Here is a 25,934-nt window from a genome sequence, read left to right on the forward strand (position 1 = left end):
AAACATTGTACATAAAAGCCGAGACCGAATAGTAACCCTCTTCGGTCTCGGCAAGCACTTCATCATCAAATACAAAGGGCATGATGGTCAGCGGCAAACCTGGTGACTTCTTCCTTAAAACGATACACCAAACCTTCCTTTTTTAATGACGTGTTATTCCTATTCACGACAGAGGTTCATCGGTAACCCAAGCTTTTCAAGACGGTATCTAAACTGTCGTGGCGACATCCCCAACATAGCTGCCGCACGGGTTTTGTTGCCCCCCGTATGTTGCAGAGCCTCCGCAATTGCCCCCGCTTCATCTTTACGCACCCAGCTATAAGGCCGATTTTGAACAGATGAGTAAGCCTGTGACGGTGACGCAGACGGCGTTGGCGGTTGAGACTGCAAAACGGGAACACCTTCCGAGCGATGAGCAGGAAGGGAAGGCCTTGGTGAAAAACCATCTAATGACTGGCCGGCCTCTAGATGTTCATTAATAGCGGACTCCTGCCGTAGAATCATCTCAATATCATTGATGGTAATCGTTCCCTCTAAGCTGATTAATACAGAGCGCTTAATCACATTTTCAAGCTGACGAATATTACCGGGCCAGTTATAGGTTTCTAAACGCTCCATAACCCCCTTATCAAACACGGTATGGCGGCTATATTCGGTGTTGGCGCTAAGTAGAAAATGACTGGCCAATATTCTCACATCCCCAGCCCGCTCTCTTAACGGCGGCAGATGAATAGGGAAAACATTGAGACGGTAAAAAAGGTCAAGGCGGAACGTTCCTTTATTAACCGCCTCTTGTAAGTTCTTATGGGTTGCCGTAATGATCCGTACATCAACAGAGATATCCTTAACCCCACCCACTCGCTGAATAACCTGATTTTCCAGAATACGCAGCAGCTTGGATTGTAGCTCCATATTCAGATCACCAATCTCATCAAGAAAGAGAGTGCCCCCGCTGGCGAGTTCAATCTTACCTTTTTTACTCGCAGACGCGCCGGTAAACGCACCTCGCTCATGACCGAACAGCTCCGATTCTAATAACTGTTCAGGTATAGCTGCACAATTGATCGCCACAAAGGGTTGATCCCTTCGCGAGCTATTCAGATGCAATACCTGAGAGAAGCGCTCTTTACCTGTACCCGATTCCCCTGTTAGCAATACAGTAACCACTGTATCTGCTACTCGGCTGATCTGCTTCAAAGCATCGCGAACCGCTTGGCTTTCCCCTAAAATACCGTGGTTATTTTCTCCGCTCTGATTTTGTAGCGCATCTTTTAGCTCCCTATTCTCCTCTTGTAGATAGCTAGTGCGCTCCTCAATCAAATTGTTGATACTGATAATCTGTGCAATAAAAGTGGATAGAATACGTAAAATCATTAGATCACTATCGATCGCACGGGGGCGCATTCTTAAACGATGAGCAGCAAGCACCCCAATAGTGGAGTTTCCATCCATAATTGGCACCGCCATATAAGCAACAACACCATCAGGCAAGGTCTCTCGATCAACCGCTCGGAATAGATAGTTTTGTTCTTCATCTATATTCTGAATAACGGCAGGCTGACCACTTTTCATAACACTGCCCGTGATGCCTTCACCTATTTTATAAAGACCTGATCTACGCTCTTCGTCGCGCAAGCCATAACTATAACGAATCTGCAGTGTTTCATTAGTCGCCGAAGGCAGTAACACCCGACCTCGGTTTAACCCTAGCATTTGTGACATCAGCCGTAATGTGCCAGAAATAGCTATCTCTGGAGTCGCCGACTGCCCAATGAGTTTTGCAGATTCATGTAATACCGTCAGATCTGATGCACCAGCGCCAGCATCATTCTCAGAACTCTTATTACTATCTGTTGAAAAATCCATAGGCTTTAACCTCTGCAAGCAGAAAAACCTATTGCTAGCAATAGGTCTGTTTTCAGAAAAGTTTTAACGGCCGCCTTAAACCCGGCCCTCTAAAATGGTGATCCCGTACTATGGGATCCGTAGATCCTACTCATTACTCCACATGCCAGTTAAAGCGCTTTATCAATACACTACAGACCGTATCCAAGCCATAGCCGATAATGCCAATCACAAGAACGACGGCCGCCAGGTAGTCATAGGCAAGCGTATCTCGGGCATCATTGATGGCATATCCTAATCCACTGGTCACGCCTAAGTATTCAGCTGGAACTAGAACAACCCAAGCCACTCCGACCGCCAAACGAATTCCCGCCATAACATCGGTCATAATAGCGGGAAGAATAATTCGGCTAAGCATTTGAAAACCTGAAGCACCTAGGTTACGAGCTACCTTAAACCAATTCGGGTCTATACGCCGAACTCCATGGGCCGTAGAGAAAATAATCGGCCATACGGTGGCCATTACAATTAGGAAAATAATAGCTGAGTCCCAGCTATCAAATGCCAAAACAGCAACCGGCATCCACGCTAAGGGACTGATCATTCGTAAAAATTGAAATGGCACATTAGTCACTTTAAGTGCGACACCAAAGTAACCCACCGTGACACCAACTGGCACGCCGATGGCGATGCCCCAAACCAGCCCTGCCAGAATACGATAAAGACTCGAACCAATTGGAGCCCAAACCTCGCCACTACTGACCATATCCACCAATGCACTAAAGGTCGGCGCTGGTGCAAACGCGGAAAACGCACTCAGGTCAGGATTAGCTTCAATCATATAACCGCCTACCCACCAAAGCGCGAGCAAGCACGTAATACCCAATGCAGGATACTGCAATGATTTAAACAAGCCCAAAAAACGACTCATATTAGGCATCATGTTCGTCACAGGGATTGATTGACTATTGCTAGTGCTCATATCTTAATCACCTCTTCACGTTCAAATGGATTCTCGGCATTAAAGCCTGGCGCATTCTCCCAACCTGGGTGTTTTTCCATTGCCGCTTTCACAAAGCGATAATCAACTAGATCTTCCGCGACAAAGTCGGCATCTAACGCTTGTAAAAATGTTGTATCACCGCTCACCAAGGTATGTTTCAGTTCATTGACGATGAGCTTAGTGGCCGATGGGAACGGCCATGGTTGAAAATCGATACGACCACTTCCCCACTCCGGATTCTGAATAGCATCAGGGGTGGCATAATCCTCTTCGTCATAAAGCGTCATTGCTCGCTCAACCACATTAGCCTTCATAGGCAGATAGCGCTTGCCATCTCTAGACATCATATGGGCGACTTCTTTCTTGTTCTGCTGAGCATAGATCTGCGCTTTGACAATGGCGTTCATTACTTTCTGAGTCCATTCAGGATTAGCGTTCACCTGTAATTCGTTCATACACACAACACAGCAGGGGTGGTTACGCCACATATCACCGGTAAAGCGCAACATTTTACCGCCCGCTAACAACTCACCCGCAGCATTGAAAGGCTCAGCTACAATGAAGGCATCAATTTTTTTAGCGGCCAACGCTGGCGGCATATCAGGTGGTGGCATGATCTGAAGATTGACTTCATCTGCAGCAATAGTCTCACCCTGGCCTTTAATAACAGGCTTAAGGCCTACATGACGCAACGCCATTTGTAACACAATATTATGCATTGAATACCAGTAAGGTACGGCAACCTGCTTTCCACCTAGATCAGCAAAACCATCCGCTTTAACATGTTTTCCCACTACCACACCGGACCCATTCAGATGCGCCCAAGACATGATCTTGACGGGAAACCCATTGTTGTATCGCATCCAAATAGGAATAGGCTTAAGGAAGTGCACAAGGTTAAATTTACCTGCGGCAAAGCCTTCAACTAGAGGAGACCAGCCACGAATCAAGGTCGGCTTTTCTGATTTTAGCCCCTCTTCAGCAAAGAACCCTTTTTCATGGGCGACTAATAACACCGTCGCATCCGTAATTGGTAGATAACCAATACGCACCACCTCATCCTCCGGTGGCTGAATATCAGCCCAAGCAGGCATACTGGCTGAAAGTCCAAACATCGCTGCCAGCCCGCCCATAGCCAGACCATCCATCATAAAGTCACGGCGACTCATCTCATACTTCTGTAAATAATCCTGATCGATATCGGAAATTTCATTCTGTATAGGTGTATGCTTTTTCATTGTGAAATCCTCTTAAAAGTGAGCCACGCTTAGGCTGCGGACTTAGCCACATTCGATTCATCTGACTCGACAGCATTACGCCCTGCCAATCCGGTATCGGTACCTTTAAACTGCTGCATTAACTCATCACGCATGGCCTGAAAACCCGCATCCATATGACGCCGCGGCCAAGGAAGACCAACCTTTTGCTCACCGACAATACGTCCAGGATTTTGAGACATGATTAATACACGATCAGCCATCGCAACCGCTTCATCAATATCGTGAGTTACAATCACCATGGTTATTCCCCGTTCGCGACAGATATTCGGCACTTCTTCCTGAAGCTGAGTCCGGGTAAAAGCATCAAGCGCAGAAAAAGGCTCATCCAACAGTAGTACTTCTGGATCTGTCGCCAATGAGCGCGCCAACGCAACCCTCTGCTGTTGACCACCTGACAAGCTTTGCACATTGGCATTTTTCTTATCACTCAACCCGACCATATCCAGCAAAGTATCGACCCGTTCTGCCGCTTCAGCTTTTGGTACACCATCAAAAAGTAATCCTAATGCGGCATTCTCTTTAACGCTCATCCAAGGATAAAGTGAGGCTTTTTGAAACATCATGTTCCATTTTGCACTCGGCTTAGCGACTTGATGGCTATTGATACGTACACATCCTTCTGTCGGTATTAATAACCCCGCCATCATGTGAAGTAACGTAGATTTACCACAACCACTTCGCCCAATTAGGGCAACCAGTTCGCTCGGTTCAATTCGATTTTCAATATCTTTCAGCGTTGGTTCTGCTGAAGCACTGAATTTATGTGAGATGAAATCAAGTGATATAGACGCACCCATACGTTGGCTCCGATCAATTCATATTATTTTAGATATAGCATTTTTCAGGCCAACATAAAAAAACCTACAAAAACATAACTTTAGTTAATTTTACAAAGCAACACCCATATACAACAAAGACCGACAATGTCGCACAATGTTATATTTTGTCTAAGAATTACCGTATTTTGGTGCGTTATTAAATCAGTGAGTATGAAATGTCAGCTATACCTAATAACCGATTATTTCAACATTAGAAGCCACATATTTTAACCTAGGGAATCGCGAATAAATCTTTCGTTCTGAGACAATTCGCGATGAAAGCTTCTCAGAGAGAAGTCATGGATCATCAACTTACTCTTGTCGACAGTGCAATATCACTATGCCTAACACGAATGAATGGATGGATGTATCTTACGGTTATGATTGACGTGTATTCACACTGTATCAGGGCTGATATATCCGGTTCGATTAAAACCCTACACCGGATGAGATACATAGAAGGAGCAGGATCAGTAGTAATAAACAGCATAATAGAGAGGGTAGTTAAAATCACAAATCAGCACCCCCCCTCGCCGGCGAAACTGTACAGGTGAGCTCCCCATATACTTTTTTATACCATAGGGATAAATGCGAAGTGTAGCGGCATATTTAATTCCTCCACCTAATTACAGGTGCAGCAATTACCAAAAACAGATGATTAACTTAGAAACTCAACACTTGATCATATATCTGTAGCTTATCGACAAGCAGGTTAAAGAAATAAAAAAAGGGGGCTTTCGCCCCCCAAAAAACACAATATTTCAAGCAGACAAGCAATGAAGCAATCGATGCTGATCACAATAACCTCAGCACCTATACACTAAAAACAGTTAAATATTCGGGTCAACCAACGTCCGTCCTCGCACCTTACCCGCCAGAATATCAACCGCGGTCTGAGGTACCTCTGATAAACCAATCACATGAGTAACATCACCCAATGCTGCCAGTGGCAGATCGCTCAACAGACGACTCCATGCTTCCATCCGCACATTGACTGGGCACATGACCGAGTCAATCCCCTGCAGTCGTACATTACGTAGAATAAATGGCATTACTGTCGAAGGTAAATCTAGGCCACCAGCTAAACCACAGGCAGCCACCACTCCGCGATAATCAGTTTCAGCAAGCACTCGCGATAACATAGTACTACCAACAGTATCAATGGCTCCTGCCCATCGTGGACTTTCTAACGGATTAGGCACCTGTTCCATATCTGCACGAGACAGCAATTCATCTGCGCCTAAATCCTGTAAATAAGCGTGACTGGATTCACGGCCTGTAACCGCGGCAACCTTGTACCCCAGTTTATTTAATATAGCGACCGCTAGACTGCCAACACCGCCAGACGCGCCAGTCACCAAAATAGTGCCTTTATCTGGGGTAATACCGCCTTCTTCCAACGCCATCACGCAAAGCATCGATGTTAGTCCTGCGGTACCAATGGACATCGCCATTTTAGCATCCATTCCTGCTGGCATTTTCACCAACCATTCGGGTTTAACGCGAGCATATTTACTGTAACCACCCCAATGATTTTCACCAACACCCCAGCCAGTGAGTATAACCTCATCACCTGGGCTAAATTGTGCGCTGGCGCTCTCTTTAACTACACCAGCTAAATCGATGCCTGGCACCATCGGGAACGTACTAACTAGCCCAAGCGTGCCAGTCACTGTTAAGCCATCTTTATAATTCAGCGAAGAATAAGTAACTTCAACCAACACCTCTTCTTCTGGTAGATCTGTCAAGTTCAGAGACTGAACTGCTGCAATAGTTTTTCCTTCGTCTTGCTCAAGCACTAACGCATTAAACATATTTAACCTCTCACCTACCCGTTGGGTAATTTTTTTGTTGTTCTCTAGTTTCATTGCCCACCGCTAAGAGTGTCTTTAACGGATACAAGCGGGATGTAACAAGCGGTAACCTCATCCCTTGTAAAGTTAAAACTAATGCCTATTGAAATTCCATACACCACTCAAAAGGATGGTTATCACGCCCCATCATGCCGTTAAAATAATTATGACTGCCGAGACCCTACTAGAAAATAAATCAGAAGATAAATCCTGCTCGATAGCTAGACGCGATCAACTTATATCATCTAATTTGAAGCATTAAGAAGCTGACCGATTGCACATAAATCAATCAACATAATGAGTACCGAATGATGACCAAACATCAAAAATGCTGGATTATCAAACATTACGCTAGCGGTGATCTTAAAGGCACTGAACTGGAACTGATTGAACGTCCGATTCCCTCCTTGACTAAGGGACAAGTCCTAATCAAAACCATTATCCTTAGCCTCGACCCATCTAACAGGATCTGGCTTAGTGAAACAGAAGATTATCTACCTCAGCTAGCCTTGGGCGATGTAATGCGCGGACTGGTGATCGGACAGATAGTTGAATCTCGGCATCCCCACTTTAAAATCGGTGACTACCTGCATACCCTCCAAGGATGGCAGGAATATGCTGTGGTAGATGGTGATAGTCTGACTCCAGAAAAAGGCACCATTCGGTTCACTCCTCACCCAGATATTCCTCTAGATGCCTACGCCTCCGCTCTGGGCTTAACTGGCTGGACCGCGTTTATAGGACTCAGAGAAATCGCCCAACTTCGTGCTCATAATAATCTCCTCGTATCGGGAGCCGCCGGTGCCACAGGGCTATTAGCCTGCCAGTTAGGCAAAGCTATGCATGCCAAGGTGGTCGGTATAGCAGGAGGAGCACAGAAATGTCATTTATTGGAAACTCAATTTCAACTGGATGGCAGCATCGATTACAAAGCAACAGATAACCTATCGGAAGCCATGGCACAGCAGTTCCCAAACGGCATCGATGTTTTCTTCGATAATGTCGGCGGGCCGATGCTCGATGCCGCATTAGAAAACATGGCAATTGGTGGAACTATCGTAGCATCGGGGAGCATCTCTCAATATCAAAAGCTAGGAGATAAAACGCAACTCTACGGCGTGCAAAACACCCCCTTGCTGATAACTAAACGTTTGAAGATGCAAGGCTATCTGATTCTTGATCACCTCAACCAAATAGATCACATCCTTCCCTCGCTCGAACGTTGGTTACTAGAGGGAAAAATACAGTATCGCAACACCGAAGTAATAGGGTTAGAGAACGCCCAACAAACCCTGCCCCAACTATTTTCGGGACGCAATACCGGTAAGCTCGTTGTGAGCGTTAGCTAAAAGGTTGGCCTCCGTTTGCTACTCTTAAGGCGTAGCAAACAGTCATTCGTCCGATAGCTGGTCACATTACTTTCTAGCTACCTTTATACTGTCACTCTATCACCTTACCGAACAGTTGATTTAACAGCAATATTCTCTTGAGCTTGTATACCATCTGTTTCCAATAAGCTCACACACTTCAAACATATCGCCATCCCCACTAAGTCAAGCACCAGTAAAGCACCTTAAAACAAAAATCCTCGGTTGTGATCGACAACCGAGGATGTGCTAACCAACGACGTTAGTAAAACGCTTAAGCAACCTTTGAACGAGGGTGTAAAAAGGAGGCCAACGCCGGCAGCAAGGTTAATGCGCCCACCATATTCCAGATAAACATAAAGGTTAGCAATATCCCCATATCCGCCTGAAATTTTATCGGTGAGAAAGTCCAAGTGCCAACGCCAATCGCCAGAGTAATACCGGTAAAACCAACCGCCTTACCCGTCGTTTTCAGCGTGTTAAAATAGGCTTCTTCAAGCCCCAATCCCTGATCAAGGTAACCCTGCATCTTCGAATAAATATAGATACCATAATCCACACCAATACCCACGCCCAGTGCAATCACCGGTAATGTGGCCACTTTAACCCCTATACCGATCTGCGCCATCAACGTCTGACAAAGTAACGAAGTGAGACTCAGTGGTAACAGAATACAGATCACTGTACGCAGTGAGCGAAAGCTCAACCAACACAGGATAAAGACCACACCATAAACCCACGCCAGCATTTTATACTGTGCGGTTTCGATTACCTTATTGGTGGCCGCCTCAATGCCAGCACTACCGGCAGCTAATAAAAACTGTAACTCTTCAGTCCCATTTTCATGTGCAAAACGTTCAATTTCACCGGTTACTTCGGTTAACGTGCTCGCCTTGTGATCATTAAGAAACACAATCAATGGTGCCAAACTACAATTACTATTAAAACTACCAGGCGGTGCCTGAACAGACGCCGCATTCAATAACTGCTGATTACGGTTAAGTGCATTCCACTTGAGGCTGCCTTCGTTCATTCCAGATAAGGCAATCTTAGTAAAGTTCACGAGCGAATAGGTCGACTGCACCCCAGGGACACCTTCAAGCTGCCACTGCAAACTATCGAGTGTATCCAAGGTCTCATAGGCCGAACATTGATCGGCGGTGGTCTTCACCATCACCACCAGAATATCGGTGCTGGTCGAGTAATTTTCGGTAATAAACTGATTATCCAAATTATAGCGAGAGTCCGGCCGAAGCTCAGGTGCACCCGGATCAAGATCACCGATTTTCAAATCACCGCTCTGAGTAAAACCGACCACAAACAAACCGGCTCCCACTAGCAGTACAATGGCAGCTCGACGACGCTGGGTGAAGTTAGCCATAAAGTGCCAGAAGGGGTGACTATGACCCTCTTCTTCGTCCACCAGCTTTTTAATCGCACGCGGACTAACACCGCTATATGAGATCAAAATAGGTAGGAGAATCAGGTTCGTCAGAATAATCACCGCAACACCGATACTGGCTGTCAGAGCGAGCTCTTGAATCACGCCAATCTCAATCACCATAAGGGTGGCAAATCCGATTCCATCGCTAATCAATGCTGTTAAGCCCGGTATATACAGGGTCCTAAACGCATTGCGAGAGGCGGTTAAACCATCGGCACCTTTAGCCACTTCATGCACAATGCCATTAAAGATCTGGACGCTATGACTCACGCCAATAGCAAAGACCAAAAAAGGCACCAGCATAGAATAAGGATCTAAACCTAACCCCATGCTATGTAAAATACCCAGCTGCCAAACCACGGCCATTATAGAACAAGACAAAATAATCAAGGTACTGCGCAAACAGCGCGTATAAAACACCAGCATTAACAGGGAAAAGACTACTGCAATCGCGAAAAACAGGGCAACTTGAGTCACGCCATCAATTAGATCACCTACCACCTTGGCAAAGCCCGTGATGTGAATAACTACCTTATCTGATTGATACTTATCCCGTATCCGCTTTTCCAGACGGTCAGAAAATAACTTGTAATCCAGCGCCTCTCCCGTGTCTGGATCAAACTCCATTAAGGGAGCATATATAATGGCCGATTTAAAATTGTTGGCAACCAGCGTCCCTACCTTGCCAGACTTCAACACATTGGCACGTAACTGTTCAATACTGGCGCCTGAACCATCATAGGTATCGGGAATTACCGGCCCACCGGCAAAACCATCTTCAGTTACTTCGGTCCAGCGAACACTGGCGGACCAGATAGATAACATGGCGGTTCGGTCTACACCCGGAATATAAAAAACTTCCTCATGAATCTGTTTTAATGTGTCTAAAAAATCAGTGGTGTAAATTTCACCATTCGGATTTTCAACCACCACCCTAACCGCATTCCCCAACCCTTTGAGCTCGTCTTTATGCGCTAAAAAGTTTTCGATATAGGGATGAAACGTCGGGATCATCTTTTCAAAACTAGCGTCGGGTTTAATCTGTACCGCCTGAAATCCCAACCACAGCGTGGTCAATAAAAACAGACTGACAATAATAGCTCGCCGACCAAACAATGTTTTTTCAATGAATGCCTCACCCAACCGGCTAACCAAGCGACGTGGCTTTGTCTCCATTGGCGTATCTTTCTTAGAAAAAGTCATCGAACCTCCCACTGCATCTGTGGCAAATTAATGTGAGTCATGCCATTAACACCTACCAACAACAGATCATCAGAGGTGGTCATCAAACCGCTGCTCAACGCACTTCGATCTTGTGTCAGGCCTCGGCCTTTCAACTCACCATCATCACTAAACTGATAAAGCTCGCCACCATTGGTCAGTAAAACGATACGATTACCATTGAGCTGACTAACGCCCAGTACCGCAGCATCACTATCGACATCAAGTTCCGACCAGTGATCTCCTCTATCGCTAGAGATAAACGCATGCCCACGAAGACCATAAACGACAACACTTTCCTCTCCTGAAGGAGTCTGAGTGACAGCTACACCAAAGAACGGGCCATCGTAGGGTGAAGTTAAGGTCGACCAACTGAGACCCTGATCATCGGAACGATAAATTGAACCGGCTTCACCGGCCATATAGAGTTCATCGCGCCCCTGTGTCAGAGCGTTAATATGAAAGTTATCCGGGTTGGCTAGATTAGCCACCCACGGTTGCCAGTGTTCGCCACCGTCTACCGTCCTAAAAATGAGACCATAGGCACCCACGGCAAAACCCTGTCGCTCATCCAAAAACTGTACATCTAAAAAGGGACGACTAGCACCCTCTTCGCTGAACAACTCAGCATCTTCTAATAGATATTCCAATTCTTCGGTTTGGTATTGCACACCCTGTTCGAGACGCTCGTTATCGGACAAGGCTAATAATCGTTTAAGTTCATCTTCAATCGCTTGGTTAGCCTGATAGCCATCCAACTGTTTTTGCCAACTCACACCACCATCTTGAGTCGCCAAAATGACTCCATCATGCCCCACGACCCAACCCAACTGGGCGGTAGCAAAATCGACCGCCGTCAACGTCACTCTGACGGGAACTTTTGCTTGTTGCCAGTGTTGTCCTTGATCGTCAGAGTAGAGGATATGCCCTCGCTCTCCCACGGTTACCAGCCGCTCCGCCGCTTGGGTAATATCAAGCAACAACCCCTGTTGAGCCCGCTCACTTTGCGGAGCTCTATCCTGAAGGGGATCGATGACAGCCCATACCTGCGAACTGATCAGCAGCAAACTTAAACAGATCATCAGGCGGTGTATCAACTGGCCCGTTAGATCATAAAGCGGGCGATAAAAGTAATTGATTTTACGCATACTGAAAACTCAACAAAAAACAGGTCTGACATATCATTTAGAAGGGGGAAGTGAACAACATCCCAGACCTGAAGGGTGAGAGGGGTAACAACGCTACCCCTGAGGACGTAAACTTATCGACGACTCAACTTACGTACGTTACTCGGTGTGTAGAAACCATGTTCTTCACCCTTGTAAAGCTTAATAGGCTTAGTATCGATCTCGTTAAAGGCATAAGCACCATTTTGCAAATCAGTATGCCAGTTGCCCCGTATCAACGTACCCGGTAGATCATAAGCGTTTAACATGCTGGCAAAACCAACACGCCATAGGTTACCGCGACCATCGTAGATATCCGTGGCAACGATTGCCCAGCTATCTTCATCAAGGTAGAAACGACGTTTAGCATATACATGGCGTTTACCCTCTTTTAGCGTCGCATCCAATACCCAAACACGATGTTTTTCCCAACGTTCGTAATCAGGGTTAGGGTGATGCGGTGTGGCTATCTCACGGATTTTGCTATCACCTTCACTAAAAGCCTGAATCAGATGGTTGTTGTTATACGGGATATACATCTCTTTCTTACCGGCCAGCGTCCAGTCATAGCGTTCGGGCGAACCATTAAACATAAACGCATTGTCATAGGTTGCCTGACCATTGAACTGTGCATTCGGTGTATCAAAGGCAATCGTTGGAGCTCGACGCACCCGACGCTGCCCAGGGATATACTGCCATGCCTGACGAGGGGTTGATGCCTGATCCATAGGGTCCTGCAACAAAATAACCTCACCCTTACGGCGTGTCGGTTTATTGTAGATCAGCAACAACTCAAGCAGGTTGCCATTAAAGGTTTCAATACTGCCATCCTTAGCGTAATAGGGATAAGTTTCCCAAAGATCGCCACCGCCATGACCCAGCGCGCCATTATCTTGTACTGTCACGGACACATACTCTTTAAAAGCGCCCTCACCTACCCAGCGTAAGAGGTGGTTCCAAACCACTTCATTACCATTTTGAGGTACCGGGAAAGGAATACCACCATAAGCATTGTCGACACTATTACCGGTGGCATCTAATTGAGCGCGGGTCGCATTTTTGAAGGTATTGTCATACACATACTGAGGTGCCGCATGGGTACGATGGGTAGGATAAACATCCATACGAAACGTGTCAGGATACTTTTCAAACAGAGCTACCTGTCCCTCGGTCAACTGCTCTTTATATTGCTGATAATTGGCCGCGGTAATCTGAACCTGCGGCTTTTCACCGGCAAACGGGTCAATACGGCCACCGTTTTCAGCCAACTCAGCATTAACAACTTCACCAGTCCACGCAGGAATAGAACCGTCCGCATTCGCCGCACGAATAGCGCCTAAAGGCGTTAGATCACCGTTTAAACGGGCTGCTGTATCGGCATCCACCGCAGCGAAAGCCAAGCTACTACAGCATAAACCCGCTGCTAGTCCGGAAACCAATAGCCATGTTTTAGTAAAAGGGGGTGTATTTGTTTTTATCATTGTCATATACCTTTATGTATCAAAAGACAGCAGCCGCTATCAGCACAGGCATCGGCTGCCGTGCTCAATCAGAAACTGTATTTCGCGCTAATAGAGACAAAATCTCGGTCAGCTTGTGGATCTTCGTCAGCACTCCCAAGGTAAGAGGTGTATTTAATATCGGTTTTGAAGTTATTCAGGTAGGTAAATTCTGCCCCCACACTGACAACATCTTTACCCTTATCAAAAGTGGCTAGCACCGCCGAATCGCCGCCGAGATTACCCGCCAAGTCATGGTTCCAGATAATCGGGATATTCATATCAATACCGGGCATCACCTGTTGATATGCCAAGTCAAACTTGGCAGCAAAACCCCAACCATCGGTATCATTTGACAGCAGTTCGCTGGCTTTAACACCATGTACCTTGTTGTAACCCAACTCACCCGTAAAGGTGGTATCGTCTGCCAAGAAACTTGGGCCAAAAACATGAATCGCGGAAAGTTGAACAGTACTCAAATCGCCTTTGATCGGCATCGTCGTACCCGGAGTGGAATCTAAGAACAGCATTCCGTCACGGTAGCTGTATTCACCGCTGACGTTCGTATCACCAATAACGGTACCGAAACTAGCACCATAAAGTTTGATATCCTCAGCATATCGTAAAGCATAAGTACCATCGCTAAACGCCTTACTCCAATCAAAAACCGGCAACTTATCGTGATAGTTAAGATAGTAGAAACCAAATTCCGTATTGTTAAGATCTTCGGCTAGGTAACGAAATGCCACACCATACTGGCCACTATTATCCGCAGCGGTATCATCGCCTCGAGTCAGCGTTCCCAACCCAGTAAATAGCTGTTCACCACCTTCATCGAAATAATCATCGGCGCTGAAGTAACTACCGGCAGCAACTAAGCGTGTTTTATCCCATTCAAATTGATAATAACTCTCGACCGACATTGTCTCGCTCAAATCCAGCTGCATATACAGCTGCTTTTGCGGTAAAAAGATATCTTTCAATTCAACCCCTGGCACACCTAATTGGGTGGCATCCAGAGGACTCTGTGCCGTAGAGATACCACCAACAACGAATACACTTTCACCCCAACTAACCACCTGACTACCAAGACGCACATTAAGATTTTTACCAGACAAATCGAAGTTGCCGTAGACAAAATAATCCAGCATCTCAATTTCGTCGCCATGACGTTTCGTGGTCTCCTCATTAAACTCGTTGTAGTTATGCGAAGCGCCATTAAATGTGCCTGGAGAGTCGTTATCCGTCTTCTGGTGATAGACATCATCATAGTAAGCACGGCCACGGAGAAACATACCGTAATCATTACGGTAATTAATATCCATTTCAGTGGTCACACTGATCCTATTGGAGATCAACCCCTTATCAAAGTTGCGATCGCCATCATCTTTATTGACATTAACACCCCCATTAATAGTTGGATCAACTAACCGTTCATCTCTGTCTTCTACTCGCCAGCTGGCACCATAATTCAGCGTGGTATCCCAATCAATATGTAACTCTTCTGTCGGTTCGAAACTCAATGCATACGCACCTTGAGAAAAACATATAGACACCGCGGTGGCCGTCATAGCTTGTTTTAACAGCCGGTAAGACTGCTTTCTCCTGCTAGGGAAGTTCATCATATCGCCTCTTTTTTATGTTTATTATTAAGCACTGCCAGATCTATCTTTCATCAACTTGTTAATGCGTTATCAGCCTGATCTGATCCAGTAGGTTTATTCAAACTAACAAAAGGCCACCCATCAAAAACCATCCCAAAGGATGGAAAAACCACCCACCCACTCAGACAGTCAGTTCTATCCTTTCGGGTGGTTACCCCCTCATTTTTCATAGCTAACCTGCAAGACATAAACCCGAAAAACAGTGATAGGTCTCTGCTTTTGCTGCTAAGAAGTCACCAAGCAAACAGAGCAACATACGTTAGTTATAAAAACAATAATGAGGTTCTTAGTAATGCCATTACATCATCAAAATATTCACGGTCCTCAACTTCCGCCAACTGGTTTGGAATCTGGTTTAACCGAAGAAGAATTAGCCGTTCAAGAAGGCGTTCGACGATTCGCCAAAGAAGTACTCCGCCCTATCGGTATGGAACTAGACAAAGTGACACCGGAAGAGATGATCGCTGAAGGGTCAAAGCTCTGGAGCGTATTAGAGCAAGCAAAAGAGCTAGGCCTTTCCGTCACCGCGATGATGGACATGGCACCAGTAGAGCGGGCTAGAATCATGGCCATTGCATCAGAAGAACTCTCTTGGGGTGACGCTGGCCTAGCCGGTGCCATTCTAGTTAATCAGTTTCCCGTACTCTACGCGGCAATAGCGGGTAATCACGACATGGTCGCATTTTGTGATGGTAAACGCGGCTGCTGGGGTATTACCGAGCCGGATCATGGTAGCGATATGCTCGATACCGATGGCACGATGCAAGACTCCGCAGGACAGTATGGCCGACCAAACTGCACCGCCCGAATTGAAGGCGATAAAATCATTATTAATGGTCAGAAATCCGCTTGGGTATCCGGTGCGATGACAGCTGAAGTCTGTGCCCTGTATTGCCATTACGATGATAACGGCACCACCCGTCCAGGTATCTCTATGATTGTGCCGCTAGATTCTAAGGGGGTCACTCGAGGTAAACCCTTAGACAAAGCAGGCGTTCGTGCGCTCAATCAGGGTGAACTCTATTTCGACAATGTCGAGGTTCCCCTAAGTCACCTGCTAGCAGGGCCTGATACTTACGCTAAGTTTCTCTATAGCACGCTTGCCGAGGCCAATGCCCACGTTGCCAATATGTATATTGGTGTGGCCCGCGCCGCCTATGAACATGCCCTCGCCTATGCTCATGAACGTAAACAGGGCAGCCTGCCAATCATGCGCCACCAAAGTGTTAAAAGCCGGATGTTTCATATGTTCCGCAAGATAGAAGCCGCCCGCGCTCTACTCCGACGTACTGTGGAATACAATGCCTCCGCATCAGATCACGCCTTACAAGGCTCTATTGCCGCTAAAATCACCTGCACACAAACGGCCTTTGAAGTGGCCAGTGATGCCTTACAGATTTTCGGTGGTAACGGCATGACTAAAGAATATCCCATGGAAAAGCTACTACGCGATGCTCGTTCTGGACTAATTGCCGACGGCTGTAACGAGATACTCGCCATCAAAGGCGGCAACTTGTTGATCAATCCGGAACTGCTCTAAAACCGCCTGCTCCTGACTGATAGCCCAGAGATAACGCAAGGATAATAAGATGAAACAGAATGCATATATTGCAGGCGTAGGTATGACACGGTTTGGTAAACACCTAGACCGAGGCCTGAAATCACTCACCATCGAAGCCGTAAACCAAGCATTAACTGACGCAGGATTAGACGCTAAAGACCTGCAAGCTGCCTATATGGGTAATGCTGCCGCAGGCATCATCGTCGGCCAAATCTGTGTACCCGGCCAGATGGCCTTACGTGAAATAGGTATTGGCCAGATTCCCGTCATTAATATCGAAAACGCCTGCGCTTCGGCCTCAACGGCCTTTAACCAGGCCTGCACTATGATTACCAGCGGTCTCTATGATGTCGTGCTGGCCACCGGTGCGGAAAAATTATTTCACCCTGATAAGCTAAAAACCTTCTCGGTTTTCAGCGGCGCAGTTGATGTCGAAAACTATGACGCGGTTGAGCAGCAAATCGTAGCTCGCGCTGAAGCCGCGGGTATGAAGCTAGACATGGATGGCGCCGGTACTAAGCGTTCGGTTTTCATGGACATCTACGCTTCAATGGCGCTGGAGCACATGGAAAAGTATGGTACCACTCAGGCTCAATTTGCCGCCGTTTCAGCCAAAAACTCCTTCCATGGCAGCCTAAACCCTCGCGCTCAATATCAAGATCTGTTAACCGTCGAACAAGTATTGTCCGCACCGGAAATTGCATATCCGCTTACCCTACCTATGTGTTCTCCCATCGGTGACGGTGCCGCAGCGGTGGTATTGGTGAGCGAACGAAAAGCCCGTGAAATGGGTTTAAGTGATCCGGTTAAAGTGGCTAGCTCCGTACTACGCAGCGGCTGGGACCCACAATCGGAAGATGAAGCCGGTGTTACTGAGACCTGTGCAATGGAGGCTTATGAAGAAGCCGGCGTAGGACCAGAAGACCTTTCTTGTATCGAGCTACATGACGCCTCCGCGCCTTCTGAGCTGATCTATTACGAACAACTCGGACTCTGTAACAAAGGTGAAGGTGGGCGTTTCGTGGAAGAAGGCCATAGCAAGCTAGGTGGCCGCGTACCGGTTAATACCTCCGGCGGACTACTCCGTAAAGGTCACCCTATTGGCGCCACCGGTATCGCCCAAATCGTTGAACTAACCGAGCAGTTGCAGGGCCGTGCTGAAGGACGTCAAGTCGAAGGCGCGCGTATTGCCTTAGCTGAAAATGGCGGTGGCTGGATCAATACCGACGCTGCCGCTGTGGTCGTTAGTATCCTGACAAAATAGAAGGTCTGCTATGAGTATTAGAGACGAGCTTATTCTTGCCAACCTGATCGAAAATTGGGTGGACCGCCAACCGAACCTGGATGTCCTAACCTTTATCCATGTGGATGCCGAGGGCTGTATTCAGGAACAGGTGCGCAGCTATCAACAACTCTGGGATAACGGACAGCGTATCGCGGCGGGGCTGAATGCCCAAGGCCTCAAGCCTGGACAAACGTTTGCTCTGCTAATGCAAAACCATCCAGAATTTGTTGAAGCGATGATTGCTGCATCCATTACCGGTACCGTATTTGTGCCGATCGACCCTCGGGTTCAGGGTGCCAAATTAAAATATATGTTGGAATTTTCAGAGTGCCGAGGAGTGATCTGTGCCGACTACGCCCTCGACAACCTGTATTCGATCAAAGCTCAACTACCCGAGCTTGAGTGGATAATCCAACTGAATACCGACTCAATGGCGACCGCGGGCAAAGGTACGTTGGATATTCAAACGCTGCTAACCGCTAAGGTACCAACATTACCCGTGATCTCTCGAGATCCGGATGCGCCGATGCAAATGCTATATACCTCGGGCACCACCGGTGACCCTAAAGCAATACTCTCCTCGCACCGCCGCTTTGGCGATGTTGTCAGTCAGGGAGAGTTTCTCGGTATGCGTCAAGGAGATCGCCCCTATACAGGTTTATCACTCACCCATGCCAACGCTCAACTGCTAACCATGGGCGTGGCACTGAAAATGGGGCTCAGAGCAGTCATCAGTCGTAAATTTACTAAATCACGTCTGTGGGATATTACACGTCGTTATGGTTGTACCGTATTCAATTTGCTGGGGGGAATGACCACTGCACTTTATAGCGTTCCCAAGCAACCCGATGATGCCGACAATCCTGTACGTTATGTTCTCAGTGCGGGTATGCCGGCAGCGCTTTGGAACGACTTTAAAGAGCGTTTTAATGTTGATATTTACGAAATTTACGGCGCAGCGGAAGGTGGTCTATCACTTAATCCAATGGGATTAGGCCCCGTAGGAAGTATCGGTAAAGCTCCTGCATCATTGGAGGTTCGCATCGTCGATGAAAACGATACCGAATGTCCTCCCGGTACACCGGGCGAGATTATCTTCCGCAATGCCGATGGCAGCGTGCCTAAGGTAGCCTACTTCAAGAACGAGGAAGCTTCTCGAGAAAAGATTCGTGACGGCTGGTTACGTATGGGCGATATAGGCCATATCGATGCGGAAGGTTGGTTATTTTTTCACTACCGTAAGGGAGGCGGAATTCGCCGTAACGGCGACTTTATTAACGCTGCTCATATTGAAAAAGTGGTTGCTGAAAATCCTCAGGTTTCCGATGTCTATGTTTATGGCGTCGCGGCAAGCTCTGGCGCCCCAGGCGAAAAAGATATTGTGGTTGCCGTCGTGCCACAGCCTGGCATTAACTTCTGTGCTGATTCTCTATTCAGTGATTGCAGAGCAAACCTAGAAGCTAACTTCGTACCCAGCTATGTGCAGTTAGTGGATGAAATACCTAAAACCGCATCCGAAAAACCCCAAGAACGTTTCCTATTGGAACTATTTGATACCCAATCGGAAAGGGTTTTTAGCTAAATAAGATGTGACTCTTTTTGCACTCACTAAGAGCTGTGATAACAAAAGGGCCGCAGACACAAACAGAAAAATCTTAGCCTATTAATAAACATAATAAGAGGTTCACCTCATGAGTAGTAAGCGAAATGTATTGATCTATGGTGCCAGTGGTTACACAGGTAAATTAGTTGCCGAATCTCTGGCGCAACGCAATATACCCTTCTATATGGCAGGCCGAAATCAAACTAAACTAGAAGCCGCCCGTAAAATCGTAGAAGAGCGTTTTGGCGCGCCCATCGATGCTGAACTCATCGTCACCAGTAATGCCACAGAAGAACTGTTACCACTACTTGAAAATGTGGATGTCGTCATCAATGTCTCCGGTCCCTTTATGCAGCTCGGTTGGCCCATTGTAGAGGCTTGCCTACAAGCCAGTTGCCATTATTTGGATACCACCGGCGAGCAAGATTGGACAATCGCTATCCAAGAAAAATATGGCGCTGCCTTTGCCGCCAAAAATCTATTACTCAGCCCTGCAAATTCCTTTATGTGGCAAGCCGGAGCACTCGCCGCTGAAGTCGTTTTAGAAACCAAGGGTGTCGATAGTCTCGACATCATCTACCAAGTCGATAATGCCCAACCTTCCGTGGCGTCGACCAAATCATTTCTCCGAATGCAAGGTAACCCTGATACGCAATTCTACCTTGAGGAAGGCGAATATAAATCATGGCCCAATGACAAAGCCTATACGGTCAATCTTCCCCATCAATCATTGCCCAAGTTGGCCATTCCTTGGGGCGGCGCTTGCGAACCTGTGTGGTTCAAGATGGACGAACGCGTCCGTAACTGCTCCGTATTGACGGCTTTCGGTGACGAGATCATCAGCAATGTCATCGTAGCTATCCAAAACTACAATGAACGTTCTCAAGGTATGACGCAGGAAGAAAAGGAACAGCTGACTAATCAGATGGGTGATGAAATGACAACCTCTGAGCCCGCCAAGGATAACCATAATCGCTTCCGCAGCGTTATTGTATGCCATGGCCAAGGCAACCAAGTAACCACCACCTTTTCATTATCCCTTTGGGCACCTTACACCTTTACCGGTGAAATCTGTGCTGAATCCGCTAAGCGTATTTTAAACGGCCAGCTCAAAAAGGTTGGCTTCCAGTCGGCCGCCAAAGCCTTTGGCCATCACGAACTGCTTGAGTTTTTCCATGAGCAAGGCTTTTGTAACCTGCCAGCTAAAACGGCTCAATAACAGCCTATTAAAACGGTCAGCCTAAGCTGATATTAAGGGGGGTAATGCCCTCCTATTTTCTTGTTGCTGTATAACACAAGGTGACCTGCAATGAACAATAACAATAAACACCGCTCATTTTTTTTCACCGCGGCCCTGTTCAACTGGACAGTCGCGATCATCTTTTTGTTTGCTTATCAGCCTGTCTTTAACCTGATAGGCCTGAGCCCTGTGCCACAAAATCCAATCTATCTGCACCTGTTTGCCTGCTTGGTCGCACTTTTCGGTCTGGGGTATTACTGGGTGAGTTTGGACTTCGACAAAAACCGTAATATCGTTTACCTCGGCATTGTAGGAAAACTCGCTGTGTTTGCGCTACCTGTCGGGTACTATTTTGCAGGCAGTATCTCCTGGCAACTACCAGCACTCACCTGCGTTGACCTTGTGTTCGCTATGTTGTTTTTAAACACCTTACGGCAATCATCTTCTTCATAATTCAACAGGCCTTAATAAAACACACTGTTCATCAACCAGCGACCCTGAAGACTAGTCCTCAGGCCGCTAAACAAGCGATGGAAGTCTGTACTGGGTTTATTCCGCTTTCCCTAATAAAAACAAACGAAGGAAATATCATGAACGTTAATCCACTCAACCTTGAGAATAAAGTGGCGTTAGTCACCGGTGCAGCTACCGGTATCGGCGCCAGCTGTGTCGAGTATTTAGCACGTATGGGCGCTCGAGTGATGGCAACTGATATCCAAACAGAGCTTGGTCAACGAACCGTCAATAACTTACGTAAAAAAGGATTAGAGGTTGCTTTTCACACCCTCGACGTATGTTCAGAAAGTGATTGGGATAAAAGCGTGAAAGCAACATTATCACAGTTCGGTGGGCTCGATATTTTGGTCAATAATGCGGGTATCTATATCGGCGGCACTCTTTTAGAGAACTCTCTCGAACAGGTCCGTCACGTTCATAAGGTCAATGTTGAGTCTATTTTCTTAGGCATGAAATCAGCGGCCGAGGTAATGAAGCCAGGCGGTGCAGCAGGTAAAGGCGGCTCTATTATTAACCTATCTTCCATCGCAGGTTTAATTGGTGTTCCAGGGCATAGCGCCTATGGTTCCACCAAAGGTGCAGTGCGTCTGTACACCAAGCACGCGGCTGTTGAATTCGGCAAATTAGGCTACGGCATCCGCGTCAACTCAGTACATCCTGGTGTTATCAGAACAGACATGGGAGCTCAGGCATTTCAGGACTTTGTGGATATTGGTTTAGCTAAAACTACGGCGGAAGCAGAAGAACTAATCATCGGCATGACGCCAATAGGCAAGCTTGGTGAGGTCGAAGATATCGCACAGATGATTGTCTTCCTCGCATCGGACGCAGCTGGTTTTATCACCGGTGCTGAATTTTCCGTTGATGGTGGGATGGGCGCGCAATAAGCCCTCCCTCAAGTGTCAATCACGTCCCAGATAATGGGTGTGTTTAAGCAATGAATCGATTTAGTCTGGAGATTTACCCATGCGTTTACATAATAAAGTCGTTTTAGTCACTGGTGGTGCTTCCGGTATTGGTAAGGCAATCTGCGAGCGTTTTACGCAGGAGGGCGCCAAGGTGGTTGTCGCGGATATTAACCATGAACAGGGCCAAGCCCTTACACAAGAACTGGGGGATCAAGCACTCTATATCGATTTAGATGTAAGGGAGCCAACAGCTTGGGCAGAAGCCACCCAAAAAATACTGACCCAATATGGTCGCCTAGATATTCTGGTCAATAATGCCGGTATTGTTATCCCTGCCAATGTCGAAAACTGTACTCTCGAAGACTGGCAATATACCCATGCCATTAATAACGATGCTGTTTTCCTCGGATGCCAAGAAGCAATAAAAACCATGAAGGTTGCAGGAGGTTGCATCATTAATGTATCTTCGATTGAAGGAATTATTGGTGAACCGAAATTAGCGGCTTACAATGCGAGCAAAGGAGCCGTTCGTATCTTCACGAAATCCGCAGCTCTCCATTGCGCGAAGGAAGATTATAATATCCGAATCAACTCTCTCCATCCCGGTTATGTAATTACTCCCCTCGTTAGCAAAGCAATGAAAGATCTTTCAGAAGCGGATGCAGCTGAACTCGAGCAACGAGTTTTAGCCAACATTCCCATGAAGCGAATGGCCCAGCCCGAAGAGATAGCCAGTGCGGCTCTGTTTTTGGCTTCAGATGATGCTCAATATATGACTGGAGCAGAACTGATTATAGATGGTGGATATACAGCTCACTAAGCTGCCAGCCCCTATTATGAGCCCTTCTAAATACCATTTCCTAGGACATAAGCTATTGTAGTATGACGAATAACAATAATAATATTCTCATAATAGAAACTAAGCTGTCCCCGCCCCTCCCTTGGGGTCGGGACATGCTTGCACGCCGACAACTTCTTGATCAACTCGACCTGAATCGAGATAAACGCTTAATCCTAATCGCGGCCCCAGCAGGCTACGGAAAATCAACACTAATGTCACAATGGCAACATTCGCTGACTCAACAAGGGGTCACGACAGCTTGGCTGACCCTCGATGAAGATGATAATGATCCGGGCCGACTATTCACCTATTTGCGCTATGCACTGACTGGTAACACACATCCTGTTGGATCAATAGACCTGCGTCGATCGATACTTAACCACGCCACCTTACTTGCTGATTTTTTTAAAGAGCCCGACGCACCATCAGTGCTTTTTATTGATGAACTCGAAACGCTCAATAATGCTGAATCGATACGCCTATTATCGATGTTGCAACAACAGTTGCCTCCGGGGAAGCTTATTGTAGTCGCCTCGAGAGAAAAAAAGACTGACTGGAGCCTCGCTAAACTCAAGCTACAAAACGAATTATTAGAGCTGAGTGATTTAGATTTACGTTTCAGCACTCAAGAAACTACACGTCTTGGTGAACTTCGACTGACTGGACCCTTTAGCGACGCCATCACGCAGGCACTCACCGACAAAACCGAGGGCTGGATTGCAGGTATTCGTTTAGCGATGCTATGTTTCCCCCGCATGGATGATGCACAAACTTGGGTACAAAATCTTACCGGTGAAATGGATGAAATTACCGACTTTCTCTCCGAAGAGCTATTTCGCAAACTGGGTACAGAACAGCAGATATTTCTACTCAAAGTGTCTGTTTTAAACCGTATGAACGCATCGCTCTGTGAAGCACTAACCGGAGAACAAGGCGCACAAACGCAGTTGGAAAGTTTCTGTGAAAAAGGCCTTTTTCTTCAGCCTTTGGATAAACAGCGCCATTGGTTTAGATTGCATGGACTCGTACGACAATTTTTATTAAAAAGATTAACCCAGTTAATCCCTCAAAAAATAGCTGCACTACATGATAAAGCTGCCACATGGCATGACGACCAAGGCTATAAGTTAGAAGCCATTCATCACGCCATCGCCGCGAAAAACCTATCGTTTGCGACAGAGATACTGGAAAGCTTTAGTAAATATTTGGTCACTCAGGGGCAACTCGGAACATTAATTACACTCACCGCTGAAATCTCATCACAATACCCTATCAATACGCCGACTCTGCTATCCAGCACCTGCTGGGCCAGCCTCTTCCTTCATAAGCAAGAAAATGCAGAAACCCTACTTCAGCGCTTAAGAATCATCAAAGCTGAGCAAGGATTACCCGAAGAACTACTCTCGCTATTCTTCACCCTAGAGTCACTATTGCTCATTATGAAGGATGATGTCCCCTCTGCCGGTACGTTAGCTTATGAACAGCTGCCATTCATCCGCGAAGATGATCACTTCGAGCGAGGCGTACTCGCTAATATAATTGCTCTCTACAATATCGGCGCACAAGAATATCAACTCGCGCAGCAGTATATTTTAAAAGCCCGCGCCGCCCATATTAAGTCCGGTAGTTGTTTTGGTTTAGCCTACTCCGACACCCTTGCAGCCCTAAGAGAGTATCAGTTGGGTAATCTATTATTGGCCAAGGAACGTTTTAACCAGATAGGCTACGATGCGGATTACCAAAATTTTGATGACCCATCTCTTACTAAGCAGGTATCTAAAGCGGTCTGTCTCGGCTTTCAAGTCGGCTTATTGTTCGAACTCAATCAGTTTGATGAAGCACAGCAACTTCTTGATGAACATTTCGCTGATGCGATCAACAATACGATTCCACCAGATATGGTGATTACTGGCTGCTTAACTCGGGCTCGCATTGCCTTTATTAACGGCGACCTAAACACCGCCTATTCCTATCTTGAGGAGGGTGAAATTGCTGGGGTCAGTGCATCGCTACCACGGTTGGTCAAGGAGATGCGCTGGGAAAGGGTTCGCTTTGCTATTCTTCTTGACGATTTAGATTCAGCCAAAACATTTGCCGCCCAAACGGATATCGATAAAGTCCCTAACTACCCTCCTGGCTTTCTCAATCCAGCTGATATCCGAGGCTCACAGGATATTGCCCCGCTACGCTATGACATTCATACCGGCAATACAGAACGCGCCTTAACGCAGATTCGTATCTTTATCGCTGATGCAATACACACGCCCTGTCGAGCGCTAACACTCTTAGTATTGCAGGCCATTGCTCATGCTTTACGTGAAGATGCCCATAACGCCCATCGCAGCATGATTGAAGCACTTGATCTAGGGCTTAAAATCGGTTCAGTGCGAAGTATTATTGATGAAGGTCCACAGGCAATTATCTTGCTCAAAGCGCTCTATATTGAATGGAACAAACACCCTAATATTGCCAATAATAAACGCATAACCTACTGCGATTCATTACTGGTATTAGTCGGTGAATCATTAGCCGCTGATGTCGAAAATACCCCCCTAGTGGAAAACTTATCTGACCGTGAACTTGAAATTCTCAAGCTCGTCGGCGGAGGCTTGAAGAACGATCAAATCGCCAATAACTTATTTCTATCGGTCAACACCGTGAAATGGCATCTCCGACGGCTCTATGAAAAGCTCTGCGTTAAATCACGCACTGAAGCGTTAGCAGAAAGCCGTAAATTAGGACTTATCGATTAACACTAAGACAGTCATTAATTTTTTATCGATACAACTAGCATCCTATTAATAGGGGTATGAGCAGATC

Annotated in this window: 18 protein-coding genes; 9 read left to right on the forward strand and 9 right to left on the reverse strand. The window is 46.6% G+C overall.

Translation table 11 applies throughout. The annotated features are described in order from the left end of the window. Window positions 1-159: 159 nt before the first annotated feature. From KO512_RS04145 to acuI, 5 genes are all read right to left on the reverse strand, one after another. Window positions 160-1,866 carry a sigma-54-dependent Fis family transcriptional regulator gene (locus KO512_RS04145; RefSeq protein WP_215951082.1) on the reverse strand — a complete coding sequence of 569 codons (1,707 nt, stop codon included), beginning with the start codon at window positions 1,864-1,866 and terminating at the stop codon, window positions 160-162. 133 nt (window positions 1,867-1,999) lie between these two features. Beyond that, window positions 2,000-2,827 (reverse strand): ABC transporter permease, encoded by an 828-nt coding sequence (locus KO512_RS04150; protein WP_252734816.1) that lies wholly within the window; start codon window positions 2,825-2,827, stop codon window positions 2,000-2,002. Further along, window positions 2,824-4,086 carry an ABC transporter substrate-binding protein gene (locus tag KO512_RS04155; RefSeq protein ID WP_215951083.1) on the reverse strand — a complete coding sequence of 421 codons (1,263 nt, stop codon included), beginning with the start codon at window positions 4,084-4,086 and terminating at the stop codon, window positions 2,824-2,826. The genes KO512_RS04150 and KO512_RS04155 overlap by 4 nt, the downstream gene beginning before the upstream one ends. A 29-nt stretch (window positions 4,087-4,115) precedes the next feature. Further along, window positions 4,116-4,925, reverse strand: a complete 810-nt coding sequence (locus KO512_RS04160) for an ABC transporter ATP-binding protein (RefSeq protein ID WP_215951084.1) — start codon at window positions 4,923-4,925, stop codon at window positions 4,116-4,118. Between the two features lie 851 nt (window positions 4,926-5,776). After that, window positions 5,777-6,814, reverse strand: coding sequence for an acrylyl-CoA reductase (NADPH) (gene acuI, locus KO512_RS04165; protein ID WP_354667730.1), 1,038 nt, complete (start codon window positions 6,812-6,814; stop codon window positions 5,777-5,779). A 293-nt stretch (window positions 6,815-7,107) separates the two neighbouring features. On the opposite strand from acuI, the gene KO512_RS04170 reads away from it, so the two are divergent. Continuing rightward, window positions 7,108-8,148 (forward strand): NADP-dependent oxidoreductase, encoded by a 1,041-nt coding sequence (locus KO512_RS04170; RefSeq protein WP_215951085.1) that lies wholly within the window; start codon window positions 7,108-7,110, stop codon window positions 8,146-8,148. 292 nt (window positions 8,149-8,440) lie between these two features. Here the strand turns inward: KO512_RS04170 and KO512_RS04175 are convergent, their stop codons facing one another. From KO512_RS04175 to KO512_RS04190, 4 genes are all read right to left on the reverse strand, one after another. After that, window positions 8,441-10,813, reverse strand: a complete 2,373-nt coding sequence (locus KO512_RS04175; RefSeq protein WP_436792262.1) for an efflux RND transporter permease subunit — start codon at window positions 10,811-10,813, stop codon at window positions 8,441-8,443. After that, window positions 10,810-11,979: a WD40/YVTN/BNR-like repeat-containing protein gene (locus tag KO512_RS04180; protein ID WP_215951086.1), complete on the reverse strand. Its 1,170-nt coding sequence runs from the start codon at window positions 11,977-11,979 to the stop codon at window positions 10,810-10,812. Before KO512_RS04180 ends, KO512_RS04175 begins: the two co-directional genes overlap by 4 nt. 113 nt (window positions 11,980-12,092) lie before the next feature. Next, entirely contained in the window at window positions 12,093-13,478 is a 1,386-nt protein-coding gene (locus KO512_RS04185) for a DUF1329 domain-containing protein (protein WP_215951087.1), read from the reverse strand. A 68-nt stretch (window positions 13,479-13,546) separates the two neighbouring features. Next, on the reverse strand, window positions 13,547-15,121 hold the full coding sequence (locus KO512_RS04190) for a DUF1302 domain-containing protein (protein WP_354667731.1): 1,575 nt from the start codon (window positions 15,119-15,121) through the stop codon (window positions 13,547-13,549). Between the two features lie 331 nt (window positions 15,122-15,452). Between KO512_RS04190 and KO512_RS04195 the strand changes: the two genes are divergently transcribed. From KO512_RS04195 to KO512_RS04230, 8 genes are all read left to right on the forward strand, one after another. Further along, entirely contained in the window at window positions 15,453-16,700 is a 1,248-nt protein-coding gene (locus KO512_RS04195; RefSeq protein WP_215951089.1) for an acyl-CoA dehydrogenase family protein, read from the forward strand. A gap of 49 nt (window positions 16,701-16,749) precedes the next feature. Then, a complete protein-coding gene (locus KO512_RS04200) occupies window positions 16,750-17,985 on the forward strand; it encodes a thiolase family protein (RefSeq protein ID WP_215951090.1) in 1,236 nt (411 codons plus the stop codon). A gap of 10 nt (window positions 17,986-17,995) precedes the next feature. Then, window positions 17,996-19,588: a class I adenylate-forming enzyme family protein gene (locus KO512_RS04205; protein WP_215951091.1), complete on the forward strand. Its 1,593-nt coding sequence runs from the start codon at window positions 17,996-17,998 to the stop codon at window positions 19,586-19,588. A gap of 109 nt (window positions 19,589-19,697) precedes the next feature. Then, window positions 19,698-20,828 (forward strand): saccharopine dehydrogenase family protein, encoded by a 1,131-nt coding sequence (locus KO512_RS04210; RefSeq protein WP_215951092.1) that lies wholly within the window; start codon window positions 19,698-19,700, stop codon window positions 20,826-20,828. A 90-nt stretch (window positions 20,829-20,918) separates the two neighbouring features. Further along, entirely contained in the window at window positions 20,919-21,302 is a 384-nt protein-coding gene (locus KO512_RS04215; protein WP_215951093.1) for a hypothetical protein, read from the forward strand. A gap of 137 nt (window positions 21,303-21,439) precedes the next feature. Then, window positions 21,440-22,252 (forward strand): SDR family NAD(P)-dependent oxidoreductase, encoded by an 813-nt coding sequence (locus tag KO512_RS04220; RefSeq protein ID WP_215951094.1) that lies wholly within the window; start codon window positions 21,440-21,442, stop codon window positions 22,250-22,252. Between the two features lie 79 nt (window positions 22,253-22,331). Continuing rightward, window positions 22,332-23,093: a glucose 1-dehydrogenase gene (locus tag KO512_RS04225; protein WP_215951095.1), complete on the forward strand. Its 762-nt coding sequence runs from the start codon at window positions 22,332-22,334 to the stop codon at window positions 23,091-23,093. A 134-nt stretch (window positions 23,094-23,227) separates the two neighbouring features. Then, window positions 23,228-25,867: a LuxR C-terminal-related transcriptional regulator gene (locus tag KO512_RS04230; RefSeq protein WP_215951096.1), complete on the forward strand. Its 2,640-nt coding sequence runs from the start codon at window positions 23,228-23,230 to the stop codon at window positions 25,865-25,867. Window positions 25,868-25,934 lie beyond the last annotated feature (67 nt).

Origin of the sequence: Amphritea atlantica (assembly GCF_018860855.1) — a bacterium.
GTDB classification, from domain to species: Bacteria; Pseudomonadota; Gammaproteobacteria; order Pseudomonadales; family Balneatricaceae; genus Amphritea; species Amphritea atlantica_A.